We start from the raw sequence: 15,908 nt of genomic DNA on the forward strand, positions 1-15,908 counted from the left end.
GGCGCCCGGCGATGGAATGGCTCCAGGCCCTGTTCCCGCTGCCGGTCTTTCCGGAAGGGAGCCTGTCCAGCTCCGTCATCACGACGACCTGGGTGGGCGTGCACGTCATCGCCTTCTTCAACCTGCGCTTCGGCTGGGTCCTGTCGGGGCTGGTGGTGCCGGGCTATCTGGTGCCGCTGATGATCGCGCGCCCCTGGTCGGCCGCCGTCATCATGGTGGAGGCGGCGGTCACCTACCTCCTCGTCTGGCTGGTGTCGGAGCGGCTGTCGGGCGGGGCGACCTGGAGCAGCATCTTCGGGCGCGACCGCTTCATGGCGCTGGTCCTGTGCAGCATCGTCGTGCGGCTGGGCTTCGACGCGTGGCTGCTGCCGGTGCTGGGGCAGTATCTGGACGACCGCTTCGGGCTGGCCTTCGACTGGCGGCACAATCTGCAAAGCTTCGGGCTGATCGTCATCGCGCTGCTGGCCAACCAGTTCTGGAAGCCGGGATTCCTGCGCGGGCTGTTCCCCGTGGCCGTGACGCTGGGGCTGACCTACCTGATCGTCCGCTACGGGCTGATGGAGTTCACCAACTTCCGCATCAGCGGCATCGCCTACCTGTACGAGGGCATCGCGACCTCCGTCCTGGCGAGCCCCAAGGCCTATGTGATCCTGGTGGTCACGGCCTTCCTCGCCTCGCGCATGAACCTGCTGTACGGGTGGGAGTTCAACGGCATCCTCATCCCCGCGCTGATCGCGCTGCAATGGTACCAGCCGGTGAAGGTGCTCAGCTCCTTCGTCGAGGCCTTCGTGATCTACGGGCTGGCGGCGCTGGTCCTGCGCACGCCCGTCTTCGCCAGCGTGACGATGGAGGGGGCGCGCAAGATCCTCCTCTTCTTCAACATCAGCTTCGCCTACAAGATGGCCCTGGCCTACGCCCTGCACTGGAGCGGGCTGGAGGTCAAGATCACCGACTATTACGGGTTCGGCTATCTGCTCTCCACGCTGATGGCGATCAAGATGTTCGACAAGAACATCCTGGCCCGCTTCACGCGCGCGACCTTGCAGATCTCCCTGACCGGGGTGGCGGCCGGCAGCCTCGTCGGCTTCGCGCTGGCGGCCTTCCTGCCGGTGGCGGCGGTCACCCCCGGCACGGCGGCGACGGAGCCCGTGCCGGTGCGCGACCGCAAGGACAGCCTGGCCCACGCCCTGGCCGCCGCCCGCGTCGGCGTCTACGCGCACTGGTCCGCCGACCGCGCCGATCCCCCCGCGCCGGAGGAGGCGGAGGGCTTCCGCCGCGCCGTCGCCCGGCTGCTGGAACCCGGCGGAACCGCGCCCGACGCGCTGCGCGAGGTGTCCGGAATTCTGCACGCCATCGGCTATCGCGCGGAGCGGGTGGAGGGCCACTACCTGCTGCTGCGGGAGGAGGCGCCGGGGCGCGGCTGGGGCGCCTACGTCATCACCACGGACGCTCCGGACTCAGGCGGCGCGCCGCTGGTGGTGGAGGTGCCGGACCCGCTGGAATCGCGCGGCCTCGCCGACGCCGGGACGGCGCTGTTCCGTGACCTCGGCGCCCGTGCCCTGGCGGTGGCGGGGACCAGCCCGTCGCTGTCCGGCGACAGCATGGCGGACGCGCGGCTCGCCTACCAGTCGCTGTTCCAGGCCTTCCACGAGGCGGTGGCCGGATCGGTGCTGCAACTGCGCGGCCCGGCGGAGAAGGGCGGCGGGGAGGGCGCGCCCGTCCTGCGCATCGTGGACCGCGTGCCGGAAACGCTGGACCTTCCCAGGCTGGAGCGTGCGGCGGGGACCCTGCGCACCGAATGGGGCCGCCCGCCGGCGCGCAACATCCAGCGGCAGGCCACCACCGGCGGCTTCGCCGAATTGACCCTGGCGCCGCCCGCATCTGCCCGCATCGTCGCGGCGTCCCTTCCCCCGGACAGGATTGGCCGGGAGGGGAGTGGAGGGCGCCTCCAGGGTCTTCTGCTGGAACGGCTGAGCGAGCCCGGCCGGATCGCCGAGGCGGGCAGCAACGCCTACGCCCCGCCCCGGCTGGACCAGCTGCTCTACATAGACGCGGAGGTGCTGCGGCCCCTCCTGTCCGACATCCTGGCGGGCCGCGCGCCGACCGCCGAGGATCTCGCCGCCGCCGGTCTGGCCGCGAGCGCGCTGGGCTACCAGTTGTCGATTCATGAAGGCGGCGGCCGGCGCACGCTGCTGCTGACGGAGGCTGAAGGGGGCGAGCGGCACTGGGGCACCGTCGCCATCGCGCTCGACCCGGACGCGGCACCCTATCTGGTCGAGGTGCCGCACCCGCTGGCCGAACTGAACACGCTGGAGTTCGGCCTGTCGCTGTTCGCGCAGCTGGGCGCCCGCGCCCTGCTGGTCGCCGGGGCGGACCCGCGCGCCAACGGCGACGGCAGCGCCAACGTCACCCTGCCCACCGCACCGCCCAACCTGTTCAGCCTCGTCAACCAGGCCATCCTGCGGGAGTCCGGCGACCGGCCGCTGATGGCCGTGCAGTCCCGCGCCTTCGGCGTGCCGGAGGACGGAGTCCTGCCGCCGCACGACGCGCTGCTGGCGCTCGACCGGACGGAACTCGGCCGGACGGAACTCGGCCGGACGGAGCTGGGGCCGGCCCGTATGACCCCGCTGGCCCAGGGCTTGGCCGACCGGGTGAGCCGCGCCGGCATCGACCTGGGGCTGGTGGACGGGCGGCTGGAGACCGCCGGCTATGGTGTCGGGCAGAGCCGGCAGACGCTCTACCTTGGCCAGACGCGCGGGAAGGAGTTCGCGGTGCTCTGGCTGTCGCCGCTGCTGCGCGGCGCCTACGCCCAGCGGGACGAGGCGCAGGCGGAGCAGTCCCTGTTCGACACGCTGGGCATCCCCACGGCGGAGGCCGACCCCGCCGACCGGCTGGCCGAGGCCGGAGCCCGCACGACCCCCCTGCCGGACGGCCTGCGCGCGCTGCTGACCGACTATCTGGACCGCCGCGACGGGCTGGCCCTGCGCCGCGTGCAGCAGGGCGCCCGGGGTTACCGGCTGGAACGGCTGATCGACCCCAACAGCCGGCAGAGCTTCCTGATGATCGCCGGGGCGGACGGCGCCGTCGCCGCCCTGGTCAACCTCACCCCCGCCGACCCGGAGTCGGAGGAGCGCTTCGCGCCCGCCCGCCTGGACCGCGCGCAGGTCGCGCGCTTCATCGACAGCCGCACCGCCTGGCTCCTGCCGGAGCGGGGAGGGGGCGGATGAGGCTGCTCGGCCGGCTGCTGATCCTGCTGTTCGTCCTTCCCGCCCTGCTCGGCGCCGCGTTGGCCCTGTGGCGCGGCGCGCAGGGCTGGTTCGGGGAGGAGCCCGCCGCCCTGGAACGCCTGGACAAGGCGGACCCCAGCATCGCCTACGGGCTGGACGCGCAGCGCTGGACCAGCTTCCCGATGCCCAACCATCCGGAGCTGGTGCGCGTGGTCAGCCACGCCGACGTGCCGCCCGAGGCCACCGCCGACCCCAAGGCGAAATGGCGCTACGCCATCGACTACCAGCTCGTGGACGGGCGCGGCGCGGTGCTGGAGGAAGGGACGTGGCAGCGCCGCACCAGCCCGATCACCTTTCGGAACTTGGCCGGTTCCAAACCGGTGACCGCCGCCTTCTACGGCGAGGGGACCGACGTGCCGACCGCCGCCGACGCCACCGTCCTGGGGCTGTCCGCGCACCCCTCGGCGAGCGCGCTGCGCGTCCGGCTCCAGTCGGCGGACGTGCCGCTGACCCGCGTGTCCCTGCGCGTCTACGCCCGCGAGCCGGTGGCGGAGCACCGCGTCGGCGTGCTGTGGCAGCGCCTGAACGAGGACCAGCGCCGCCGGTTGGCGGAGGGCAACGTCTACCCGCCCGCCCTGCTGAACGGGGAGGAGCGCGAGAACCTGCTGCGCAACCGCTGGATCCCGCTGGGGCCGAGCGGCGTGGCCGGGCGCGACTACGCGGGGCGGGAGCTGTTCGTGGTCCGCGAGGTCGTGGGGGAGCGGGTGGACGCCCCCGCGCCGCCGCCGGGCCTGCTGCTCGACGCCGCCCATGTCGGCACCGTGCCCTTGCCGGAGACGGGCGGCGTGGTGGAGCTGCGCTTCGCCCCCGTCCGCCAGCCGGACGGCACGCCGGCCGCCACCGAGGGCAGCGCGCGGATCACCTGGTACGGCGCCAAGCCGGGGGACCGCCGCAGCAGCGCCATCGGCTGGTCCACCGCCCGCCCGCCGCATCAGGAGCGGTTCGCCGGCGGCCTGCTGGAGATCGCCGCCGACGCGCCGGTGGCCGTGCGCGCCTTCCTGCGGGACGACCCGGTGAAGGGGGTGGGGAGCGAGCGGGAACTGACCCCGCCCGCGGGGTCGCTCCGCGTGTTCCAGTCCGACCCGCAAACCCCGCTGACCTTCCCGATCCTGCACGCCGACGGGGCGGCGACGCCGTTCCAACTGGCGGTCCGGCGGGTGCGGCTGGATCCCAGGGTGCCGCCGGGACCCGAGCCGCCGCAGTTCCGTTATCAGCTGGCCGGGGAGGGGGGCCGTGTGCTGGAGGAGGGCGTCATCACGCTGAGCTTCATCCCCTCCGCCTACGACCGGCTGGCCGGCAATCCGGTGGCCGAGCTGTCGGAGCCCGCGCTGATCCACTTCGACCTGCCCGAACCGGTGCGCGAACTGCGCGTCCAGGCGACCGAGCCGCTGACCTTCGCGGCGTCCAACCGGCCGCCGGGGACGGCGCGCCGCTCCATGGTGCCGGAAGACCGCTTCGCCGAGGCGGAGGACGCCGACGCCCGCGCGCTGACATGGTTCCCCCTGCGCCCCGCCGGCTGGCGCGATCTGCTGCGCACGAACCACGCACCGCTCATCACCCTGCAACGCCGCCCGCCGCAGGAGGACGAGCAGATCCTCGCCGGCCGCTACGACTGGGAGGAGGTGACGCCGCAAGGCCCCTGGCTCGCCCGCGACCTGCTGGTGCCGCGCGCCGCCACGCTGGCCCGGCCGGCGGCACTCGCCTCCATCTTCACGCCGCTGCCGGCGGACGGGACGGAGGCGGCGCTGACCTTCGTCCCGCCCTTCGCCGGGGCGCCGATCCAGCCGGAACTGCTGGCCCTGCGGGAGCAGGGCGGGCCGCTCTCCGTCAAGGTGGAACTGGACGGGCGGTCCCTTGCGGCGCCGTCCGTCGGGGCGGCGCGGGCGGTCGTGCCGCTGCCGCCGGTGCCCGCCGGGCCGCACCGGGTCAGGGCCGTGGGCGCGGGGCCGGCCCGGCTGTTCGTCAATCAGGCGGAGCCGGCGGAGGACAGCCTGATCCGCCGCCGCGCCATCCGTCTGCCGGTGGGGGAAACCGTGTTCGACTACGTCAAGCGCACGCCGGGCGACGAGCTGCTGGCCGCCCACCTCTTCGCCCAACCGGGTGCCAGCGGTCGGCAGAACCTGTCCATCGCCGTGGAGGGCGGGCCGGGTGGCGCCGCCGGCCCCTACCCGAGCTGGACCCTGCGCCGCCGCGACTACAGCGTCCGCGTAGGGCCGGAGCCCTTCGACACGCCGGTCCTGGGCAGCGCGCAGTCGGTCGGGGCCAAACGGACGCTGTTCCTGCCGCTCGGCACCGATCTGCCGCCGGGGACCTACCGGCTGCGGGTCCGGCTGGAGTCCGGGCCGGAGGCCTATCTGTCGCTGGCGCGCACCTTGCCGGGCTTCCTGCCCCGGCGGGACATCCGGCAGGAAGCCTCGCGGGAGGGGGTGGGCCATGCGCGTTAGGAGTCTTCTGGTTTTGGCGATCGCGGGGGGACTGGCCATGGCGGGAACGGCCTTCGGCAAGGATATGGGTATGGACGACATCGACCGGCTGCTGGAGGAAACGGCCCTGTCCGGCGGCTACGTCGCCGCGACGCGGGCCGCCGCGGAGCAGGCGGAGGAGGCCTTCGTCCGCCTGCTGCAAGGGGACGCCGGTCCGGCGGTGGAACGGTCGCTGGGGCAACTCGGCTTCGCGCTGGGCAGCCTGCGCGTCGGCGACACTGACATGACCGTGGTGCGCGAGGCGCACGGCCGGGGCGAGGGCAAGGGCGTCTACCTGATCCGTCGCGGGCGCGCCGCCCCCATCCTTCTGGAGGCGCCGCACCGCTTCAAGGATCTGGACACCGGCACCATCGCCGCCCGCCTGATGGCCGAGCGGCCCTTCGCCGCCGCCGCCTGGAACAGCGTCCCGCGCTGGTACGAGGAGGGCGGGCGCCGGGTGAAGGCCGACATGGCGCACGAGCGCGTCAGCCACTTCAACGCCTTCACCCGCGCCTTCGCCCGCACGCACGGCGACGGGCTGGTCGTCCAGCTGCACGGGTTCGAGAACGAGAAGCGCAACAGCGACGCCGGGTCGGAGGCCGGGGCCATCGTCAGCAACGGCACCAAGGTTCCGCCACCCGCCGTCCGGGACCGGGCGCGCTGCCTGAAGACGGGCTGGGCGGTGCCGGTACTGCTCTACCCCTTCGACATCCGCGAACTCGGCGCCACCACCAACACCAACGCGGAGGCCATGCGCGACCTCGGCCATTACGGCTTCATGCATGTCGAGATGGCCCGCGACCTGCGGCACGACCTCGCGCGCGACGCGGCGCTGCGGGGCGTGCTGGCCGACTGCCTGCTGGGCGGCTTTCGATGATCCGGCGCCGGCTTCGCGCGGTCCTGATGGCGACGACCATGGCTGTGGCGGCCCTGCTGTGCGCGCCCGGCCTGATCCCCGGAGGCGCGCGGGCCGACGTGGACGCGCTGGAGGACCGGCTGTCCGGCGGCACGGCCCCTCTGCTGCGCTGGGACAATGTGGAGGGCGCGCCGCTCTGGGCCGGCGGCGAGCGGCCGGTGCGCGACCGGGGGACGGGCCTGCATGCGGTGACCCTGGCGCCGGGCGCGTCGGTGACCGTGCGCCTGCCCGCCGACGGCGCGTTGCGCCTGCGCCGGCCGGAGGGGGCCGCGCTGGAGCGGGAGGCGGTCGAGGTGTCCTTATCGGACGGCAGCGGCCTTGCCGTGCTCCAGGACCCGCAGCGCTCCATCGACGGGCGCGACCTGCTGGTGCGCGGCCCGACCGACGCGCCCGCCATCGCCCGCGTCCGGAACCCGGCGGGGAACGGCGGGCCGCTCGCCCTCGCCCTCTTCGTCTCGCGGCAGGAGCCTCCGAACTTGGCACTGTACCGCGACCGCCTGGACCTCGACGCGCCGGACGCGACGCTGACGCGCCGGATGCAGTCGCTCGCCCACGACCGGCTGACGCCCAACGTCGAGGCGGCGGCCGAGGTCCAGGGTCCGGCGCGGCTGGCCTTGCGGACCCGCGCACTGTTCGCGGAAGGTGGCGCGGTGTGGACGCTGTCCTACCGGATCGCGGTGCGGCTGGACGGGGCCGACTGGCGGACCCTGTCCTTCGAGACCACGCCCGACCTGTCCGAACCCTTCCGGCTGGACGGCGCCCCCCAAGCGGTGGGGCTGGAGCGGATCGGCTATCTCGACGTGCCGACGGGGACGCACCGGCTGGCCTTCGACGCCTCGGCCCCCGTGGCGGTGCGGGTCCTGGCGGGCGGGGTAGCGGGCTATCTGCTGCCCGGCCTGAACGCGCCGGAGCTGACAAGCGCCGACAGCCCCTTCGACCCCGCCGCGCTGGAGGCGCAGGCGCGGCGCCTCGCCCGCGACAACCGCTGGGGCGGGGCGGGGCTGGCCGCCTCGGCGCTGATGGAGCGGTCGGCGAAGGAACGCCCCGGCGACCCGGCGGTGCAGCGGGCGGCGGAGCGCCTTCGCGGCAGCTACACGGAATACCGCGAGCTGCTGCCCCAACGGCTGCCCAAAGGCTTGCGGCCGGGCAATGGCTGGGTGGCGGAGGACCGGCTGATCGGCCCCTTCGACCCGCCGCGCCCGCCCGACCCGGCGGGGCTCGGTCCCGAGCTGTTGCAGGACCGGCTGCTCGGGGCAAGCTTCCTTCCCGTGCCGGAGCGTTCGGCCCCCTTCCGCTACGTCCTGCCGGCGCGGGAGGCGCCGTCACAGCTGCGCCTGATTGCGGCGCGCGAGGGGCTCGACCGGTCGGTGGACCTGTTCGTGCAGTATGACGGCGCCCCGCCGCGCCGGGTGCGCCTGCACCCCGGCCGCGACCTGCCGCCGAACGCCTACCAGCCGGGGCCGGGACGGCTGGGGTTGCGCGATCAAGAAGGGTCGGTTGTTCCGACGCAGGACGGCGCCTTCGCGGTCAACCACCCGCCGGGGCCGCTGGTGGAGGCGGGCACGGCCGAACTGCCGCTGCCCAGGGGGGTGCGGACGGTCACGCTGTGGAGGGAACAGGGCGGGCCGCCGGTGCGCGTCGCCGTGCAGTACCGCGCCTCCCGCCCGGAGCCGCTGGCGTCCGGCGCGCAGATGGAGGAGACCGCCCGGTTGGGCCAGCCGGACGCCTACCGCCTGTTCACCGGCGCGGTTGCGGCGGCCATCACCTGCCCGTCCTGGACCGAACAGCCGGACCGCTGCGCCTTCCTGCGCGACCTCGACCGCCGGCCGGAGGCGGCGCGGGAGCTTCACAACGGCTGGCTGCCGCTGCTGCGCCTGCTTCGCGCCCGTCATCGGACCGCCTTCGCAACGGTGGAGAAGCCCTCGGGCGGCGGCACGACGGTGGGGCAGGCGCGCATGCTGGAACGGCAGGGCGAGCACTATCTGGCGGAGCGGGTGCTGAAGGGCCTCTACCGCGACGCGCGCAGCCCGCAGGCGCGGCGGCAGGCCTTCGACGATCTGATGCGGCGCTACCGCGAGACCAACGACCTGGAGGGGCAGGAGGCCATGCTCGCCGCCGAGATCGCGCGGCGGCCGGACCTGACGCTGCTGCGCGCGCTTGCCGACGCGCTGATGGCCGACCGGCGCGACGCCATGGCCTTGCAGGTCGGGCTGGCGATGCCGCCGGGGGAGCGCCCGGCGGACCTGCCGCAGGCCGCCTACCGGCTCGGCTGGTGGCCGGAGTATGAGGTGTTGGCGGGGGCCGACCCCGATCCCGCCCGACGGCTGGTCTGGCAAGGTCTGGAGGCGCAGCGCCATGGGGAGGAGGAGCGGGCGCTCGCCCTGTTCCGGCAGGCCGGGCCGGCGGGCTCGCCCTGGGCCAAGGCGCTGGAGGACGGGCGCGCGATCCGCGCAGCACCCTCCGCCGATGCGTGGCTGGCCTGGCAGGCGGCCCACCCCGGACCGCGCTTGTGGGAGGACGCATCCCCCCTGGTCACCGGCCACGCCGGGGCGGCCACCGTCGTCTCCACGGCCCGCGACCTGCCCTTCGCCGCCTTCCTCACCCTGCCGGGCAACCCCGTGCGGCTGAGCGTTCCCGGTCCCGCGACGCTGCGGGTGGAGGCGCGCCCGCTGCACCCGAGTGCAAAGGGGGCACCGGCCAACGGCTGGTTCCGCATCCGCGCGGGTGGGACGATCACGGGCGGGGCGGCGCGGCCGGTGTCCTACACCAACAACGTGCCGGCCGCCGGGCTGGAAGCCCTGGGCGCCCCCGGCGTGCCGGGCACCGCCGTGGTGGAGCCGCTGACCCTGCCCGCCGGCGTGTCGGAGGTTGCCGTGGAGACGGACGGCACGCCGCTGCTGGTCCGCGTGGCGGTGGAGCGGCCGGCCCTTCCGCTCGCGGTCCTGCCGCCCGCGACGCAGGGAACGCTGGCCGCCTTCGGCGCGTCAGCCCCGCAGGCGGGAGGCGCGGCGGCACCGGCCGCCCCCGGCGAGGCGGTGCGCGCGCGGCTCGACCGGCTGCTCGCCGCCTTCGAACGGGCGCCGGAGCGCAACGGTGCTGCGCTGGCCGAGGCGGCGCGGCTGGCGCAGGAGAACGCGGCGGTTCCGGGTGTGCCGGCGGTGTGGGGACGCTTCACCCGCAAGGCGCGCTGGGAACGGCTGGCCTCCCCGGAATCGAGCGCCGGGGTGCGCACCGTGCCGGTGGAGGGATGGGAGCCGGAGAGCCCTGCCGTCCAGGCACGGGCCGCCCTGCTGAAACCGCTCGGCCCCGCCGAACAGCTTCTCGGCGGGACGGCGACCGTCGCCGTGTCCATCATCAACACCGCCGCCGGGGAGGTGGAGGCGCGGCTGTCCCCGGTCACCCTGCCGACCATGCCGGCCGAGCCGGTGGAGGTGCGCTGGTGGCTGGACGATGGTGCCCCGGCGACGCTGCGCGTCGGCCCCGGCCGCGCGCCGCAGACCCTGCGCATCCCCGTTCCGGCGGGGGAGCACGCGCTGCGATTCGCCCTGGTGAACCCCGTCGCCAACCGCTTCGTCCGCCTGGGCCTGTGGGAGCGCGCCCCCGATGGCTCCATGGTGCCGTTGGCCAAGCGGGCCGACCGCGCCTACGACGTCGCCACGGCGGCGGAGCCGCTGGTGCACCGGATCGAGGGGCCGGCGTGGCTGCGCATTGACGAGCTGCGCGACGGGAACACCCTGACGCGCTACCGCCCGGTCCCCGCCGGCTGGCAGGCGGTGGATCTGCGGCCCGAGCCGGGACGGGAGGAAGCGCTGCTGCGCGTTTTCCGCCTCGTCCCCGACCCGACGGTCGTCGCCTCGGACGTGGAGCCGCTGGCCCCGGCGCCGGAACGCACGCCGGACCCGCCGGTCACGGTGGCGGACGCGCCGGACATCCGTGGGGTGCGTTTCGACGACGGCCTGCCGCTCGGCGGGCAGGAGGACGGCACCTGGAGCGTCACGGCGCTGGTCCAGCGCCGGCTGGCGAACGACGAGCCGCAGACCGGAACCAAGCCGCAGCCCTCGGCGGAGCTGAGCGCGGTGCACCGCTACTTCGACCCGGCCCGGCAGCTCTACTGGCGCACGGAGTTCCTGGCGCGCGGCTGGGACCTGGACCGCCCGACACTGGGCTTCACCGAGCGGGTGGAGCACCGGCCCGTGGACCTGCCGCTGGTCTTGCGCGCTGGTGCGGACCTCTACGGGCAGCGCCTGCCGGAGCGGGGCGTGGAATGGTCGGGCACGCTCCAGGCCGGCGCCGCCTTCCGGCAGGAGCTGTCGGAGAAGACCGGCCATCGGATGGGCGCCACCGTCTTCGTGCGCCACCTCAGCCTGTCGCAGGAGGAGGCGCGGGGCCTCGGCGACATCGACCCGGATGTCTTCACCCCCTACAAGGCCACCCACCGGCACGGCCTGCGCTTTTCCTACAGCCTGACGCACAGCCCGTGGCTCGACACGCGCTGGGTCCTGAACGCCGGGCTGACGACGACGCAGAGCTTCAACCCCCTCCAGCCCGACAACGTCGCGCTGGAGGTCGCCTGGCAGCAGCTGTTCGGCCCGGTGGTGGCGGAGATCGGCTACCGGCAGGCCCGCTATTTCGCCAACGGCGGGCGGAGTGCGCCCCTGAACGACAACCGGCTGCGGCTTGGCGCCTCCTACGACCATTTCCTGCCGTCCGGCGAGCGGGTGGAGCTTGGGTTCGGCGTGGAGAAGCGGCTGCGGACGGGGGACGTGACGGGGCTGGTCTCGGTGACGTGGCATTTCGGGAACGGGCGCGGCTACCGCGACTTCATGCCCGGCGAGGTGCCGTTCGACGACATCCGGGGGCGGCGGCTGTTCGCCCTTTCCAACAACAATGTGTGGGCGAACGACGGAGTGCGGGATGTCGGTCCAGACTAGCAGAGTCCCCGAACGGCCGGAACGAGCGGGTTCTCCAGCGCTGCCGCCCGAATCCCTGCGGCCCGAACCGGTGCGCCGCCGGCTGGAGCGTGGCGTCCACCCGCGCCTCCTGAGGGCGGAGCGGCCGATGCTGGACGAGTGGGCGAAGGCCGCCGCCGCGCGCTTCGGTCCCACCGCCCACCCCGCCGACCTTGCCGTCTTCCTGTCCGACATGGTGCGGGAGGAGGCGGACCGGACCGCCGACCTGCACCGCGCCTTCGCCGACCTCAGCGCCCGCCACGCCCGCGCCCTCGACGAGGAGGAACGGCGCGCCCACATCCTGGACTTTTCCCGGCATCTCGGCCGGACGGCGTGGCAGGTGCGCGGCGACCGGCGGGCCTTCCGGCGCTGGTTCGGCTTCGACGCGGTGATCGACCGCTACCGCCGCCGTGTCTCCCTGCACGAGCGGCGCATCGCCTTCGCGCTCGACCGGCTGGGCGCCATGGCGGCTCTGGCGCTCGGGGAAGCGGGGGAGGAGGAGGCGCAGCGGCGGCTGTGGCGGCGCCTGAACGTGGAGGGCGTGGCCGCCCGGCTGATGAGCCACGACGGCGACGCCCGTGTGCGCACCGCCGCCTTCCACGCGCTGGCCGCCGCGCTGCGCGCCGTGGCCCCGGCGCTTCAGGAAGGGATCGTCGGGGACCTGACCCTGCGCACGATCTACCGCGCGGCGCTCACCCCCGCCACCGGTCCATCCTCCGATGTTTGGAGCCAGCGGGAGGCGCTGCGCCTGCTGCGCACCCTGTCGCCGGACGCCTTCCGCCATGCCCTCCGCGTCCGCCTGTCCGAACCGGCGGAGGGGGACGACCTGTGGGTGCGGCGGGGCGCCGTCGCCCTGCTGTGCGAAAGCCTGGAGGCCATACCCGATCTGGCGGATCTTGCGGGCGTGGTGCGCAACGACCCCAGCGTCGCCGTGCGGCAGGCCCTGGCGCTGGGGCTGTGGCGGGCGCCGAAGGGACTGATCGCCGCCCTGCTGACGGGCCTCGCCACCGAAGACCCCGCCCCGGAGGTGCGCGCCGCCGTGCTGACCACCGCGCCGCATCTGCTCGACCGGGTCGGGGCGGAGCTGCTGCGTCCGGTCTGGTCGGAGGTCTTCGCGACGGAGAAGAGCCCCTTCGTGCTGCGGACCGCCCTGACCGTCGCCGGACGCCTGCCGGAGCGCATGGAGGACGGTGCCGCGCGCCGCTGGTTCGCGGAGCTGCTGCCCGACCTGGAACGGCTGCACACCGACGCCCCGGCCCTGACCGTCCGCCGCTGGGCCGCCGAGACGCGGGAGCGGCTGTGGTGCCGCACCGACCCCGCCGCCCGCCGCCTGTCCGAGGCGCTGGCCCTCACCCTGCGCGGCATTCCGGAGGGGCGCAAGCGCACCTTGTGGCGCCTGCGCCGGGAGGTGGCGGCCAACCCGGAGCTTGCGGCGCGGGTGCTGGCCGTGCTGGCGCAGGACGACCACGGCTACGACCTGACGCGGGGGCCGGTGGCGCCGCGCGTGCAGCGGGGGGCGCGCTTCCGCTTCCGGGCGTGGCGGGCGCTGCACGAGATGCGGCATCCCTCCCCCGACAAGCGGCAGGCCTTCCGCCACACCATCGGCCGCGTCTGGACCGGCACGCTGTCCGCCCCCTCCGCCATCCTGTCGGAGCTGGCGGAGACCAAGGTGCCGGGCGAACCGCTGCACCTGCCGGAGGAGGCCGGCTGGCGCCCCTACCTGCCGCTGCCCGACCACGCGCTGTCGGCCATCGACACCGGCGCGCCGGTCCGCCTGTTCACGGCGGAGGGCGTGACGGAGGTGGTGCCGCCGAAAAGCTTCCTGCGCCGGCTGAAGGCCAAGGCGGCGCTGACCCGCCGCTTTCCGGTCTACGCGAACCTGCGCAACTGGACCAGCCAGCGCAACCTGCCGCCCTCCGCCTATCTGAAGGCGCTGTCGGAGCTGGGATTCTCCTTCTCCCTGCGGCCCCATCGGCTGCCGGACGGGCGCGACGCGACGCTGGACGAGTCCGTGCAGCGCTTCTTTCCCGCCGTCATTCCCTTCGTCGATCCGGCCGCCTGGCGGAAGCTGGAGACCTATTTCTTCTCCGTCTACCAGAACACCTTGCAGCAACTGGCCGTCTTCATCGCGGCGGCGCTGCTGTGGTTCCTCGGCCGGCATGTCTGGCTGGCCGGCCGGATGCGGCGGACGCGGGCGGCGCTGCCGCTGGTGCTGGGCGGCTGGGGCACGCGCGGCAAGTCGGGGACGGAGCGGCTGAAGGCCGCCATGATCAACGCGCTGGGCTACGCGCTGATCTCCAAGACCACGGGCTGCGAGGCCATGTTCCTGACCGGCAACGCCTTCGGCCCGGTGCGTGAGATGTTCCTCTTCCGCCCCTACGACAAGGCGACCATCTGGGAGCAGTTCAACGTCGCCCGCATCGCCACCACGCTCGGCGCCGACGTCTTCCTGTGGGAATGCATGGGGCTGACCCCGTCCTACGTGCGGGTGCTGCAACGGCACTGGATGCGCGACGACATCTCCACCATCACCAACACCTATCCGGACCACGAGGATCTCCAGGGACCCGCCGGCCGCAACATCCCGGAGGTGATGACCAACTTCATCCCGGAGCGCGGCACCCTCCTGACCACGGAGGAGCAGATGCGCCCCATCCTGGCCGACGCGGCCCACGCGCTCGGCACGCGCATGGTGGGGGTGGGCTGGCTGGAGGCCGGGCTGCTGCCCTCCGACGCGCTGAAGCGCTTCCCCTACGAGGAGCACCCCTTCAACATCGCGCTCGTCCTGGCACTGGCGGACGAGCTGGGGGTGGACCGCGACTTCGCGCTGAAGGAGATGGCCGACCGGGTGGTGCCGGATCTCGGCGTGCTGAAGGCCTACCCGACCGCGACGCTGCGCACCCGCCGGCTGGAGTTCGTCAACGGCATGTCCGCCAACGAACGATTCGGCGCGCTCGGCAACTGGACGCGCATGGGGTTCGAGGGGCAGGACCCGGACACCGAGCCCGGCGTCTTCATCACCACGGTGGTCAACAACCGGGCCGACCGCGTCTCGCGGTCGCGCGTGTTCGCGTCGATCCTCGCCAACGACGTCGCCGCGGACCGGCATGTGCTGATCGGCTCCAACCTGGAAGGCTTGCAGGGCTACATCGAGGAAGCCTGGCAGGCCACCGCCTCCACCCTGACCCTGTGGCCGGAGACCGGGACCGGGCGCGAGCCCGACCCGCTGGAGACGCTGGAGGCCGCCGCCCGCCGCCTGCGCGTGCCGCGCGGGCCGGAGCAAGTGGAGGCGGCACTCCGCGCCATGCTGGAAGGGCAGCCGGGTCCCCTGGACGTCCCCGCCCTGCTGGCTCTGCGCGACCGGCCCGACGCCCTGCGCGCGGCGCTGGAGCAGGCCGGCGTGGCGGAACCCGCCGCCATCCTCGACCACCTCGCAGGGTGGGAGGCGATGGCGCGGGAGTATCGGGAGTTCGCGGCAAAGGTGCGCGCCGGCGGCGACCGCAAGGCGCTGGACGCGGACTACGCGGCGCTGCTGACCGGCTGGTTCCGCCGCAAGATCGTGGTGATCGAGGATTATTACGCCACCGGCGATCAGGTGGTGGAGCGCATCGCGGCGGAGACGCCGCCCGGCTTCCACAACCGCATCATGGGCATGCAGAACATCAAGGGGACGGGTCTGGACTTCGTCTACCGCTGGCAGGCCTGGGACGCCGTCTTCGCCGCCTGCCGTCAGGCCCGGTCGGAGGAGCCGGCCATGCGCGCCGAGGGCTTGCGCGCGCTGGCCGCCTTCCAGGAGCATGGCGTGCTGGGGGAGGAGCATGTCCGCGCGACGGTGGAGTCCCTGCGCGGATCGGCGGCGCGGGACGACGCGGTGCAGGCGCAGCTCGACCTCGTGCTGGCGAACCTGGACCGGCAGATGGCAGCGGTGCGGACCCGCATGGCGATGACCCGGACCACCGGCCCCCTGGCGAAGATCCTCGACGCGGTGGAGGCGGTGCTCGATTCCGGCGATGCCGTCCGCCGCCGCCGCACGGCCGAGCGTGTCTACCGCGACATGGCGACCGAGCGCATCAGCCACGACCGCGCGGCGGTGGAACTGAAGAAGCTCTACGCCCGCCAGAAGGGCGGCTGGCTCGGCGAGCGGCTGCGTCACTGGGGCTATCGGGTGCGCTGGAGTCTCGCCGGCATGTCCCTGCTGAAGCGGCGCAGCCCCGAGGCGTCCTGACATGAATGAACGGATGGGCTTGCATGAGCCGGTGCGGAAGCCCGACACTGACCCCATCCTCATCCACAG

The 15,908-nt window shown here is 74.0% G+C and carries 5 protein-coding genes; all 5 read left to right on the forward strand.

Annotated elements, in window-relative coordinates:
• Positions 1–11: 11 nt before the first annotated feature.
• The 5 genes from ACSVC7_RS22270 to ACSVC7_RS22290 are packed head-to-tail and all read left to right on the forward strand — an operon-like array spanning position 12 to position 15,839.
• Complete coding sequence (locus tag ACSVC7_RS22270; RefSeq protein WP_448206762.1) at positions 12–3,227, forward strand: poly-gamma-glutamate biosynthesis protein PgsC/CapC; 3,216 nt, start codon at positions 12–14, stop codon at positions 3,225–3,227.
• Positions 3,224–5,731 carry a hypothetical protein gene (locus ACSVC7_RS22275; protein ID WP_448206761.1) on the forward strand — a complete coding sequence of 836 codons (2,508 nt, stop codon included), beginning with the start codon at positions 3,224–3,226 and terminating at the stop codon, positions 5,729–5,731. Before ACSVC7_RS22270 ends, ACSVC7_RS22275 begins: the two co-directional genes overlap by 4 nt.
• A 37-nt stretch (positions 5,732–5,768) precedes the next feature.
• On the forward strand, positions 5,769–6,626 hold the full coding sequence (locus tag ACSVC7_RS22280) for a hypothetical protein (RefSeq protein ID WP_448206760.1): 858 nt from the start codon (positions 5,769–5,771) through the stop codon (positions 6,624–6,626).
• Positions 6,623–11,596: a hypothetical protein gene (locus ACSVC7_RS22285; RefSeq protein WP_448206759.1), complete on the forward strand. Its 4,974-nt coding sequence runs from the start codon at positions 6,623–6,625 to the stop codon at positions 11,594–11,596. Before ACSVC7_RS22280 ends, ACSVC7_RS22285 begins: the two co-directional genes overlap by 4 nt.
• Entirely contained in the window at positions 11,580–15,839 is a 4,260-nt protein-coding gene (locus ACSVC7_RS22290) for a hypothetical protein (protein ID WP_448206758.1), read from the forward strand. Before ACSVC7_RS22285 ends, ACSVC7_RS22290 begins: the two co-directional genes overlap by 17 nt.
• Positions 15,840–15,908 lie beyond the last annotated feature (69 nt).

It is taken from the genome of Azospirillum mesophilum, from assembly GCF_053470405.2.

Bases quoted from the DNA above. Each gene is read 5' to 3' on its own strand.
- ACSVC7_RS22285 (WP_448206759.1), top strand. From the start codon at position 6,623: ATGATCCGGCGCCGGCTTCGCGCGGTCCTGATGGCGACGACCATGGCT.
- ACSVC7_RS22270 (WP_448206762.1), top strand. From the start codon at position 12: ATGGAATGGCTCCAGGCCCTGTTCCCGCTGCCGGTCTTTCCGGAAGGG.
- ACSVC7_RS22275 (WP_448206761.1), top strand. From the start codon at position 3,224: ATGAGGCTGCTCGGCCGGCTGCTGATCCTGCTGTTCGTCCTTCCCGCC.
- ACSVC7_RS22280 (WP_448206760.1), top strand. From the start codon at position 5,769: ATGGCGGGAACGGCCTTCGGCAAGGATATGGGTATGGACGACATCGAC.
- ACSVC7_RS22290 (WP_448206758.1), top strand. From the start codon at position 11,580: ATGTCGGTCCAGACTAGCAGAGTCCCCGAACGGCCGGAACGAGCGGGT.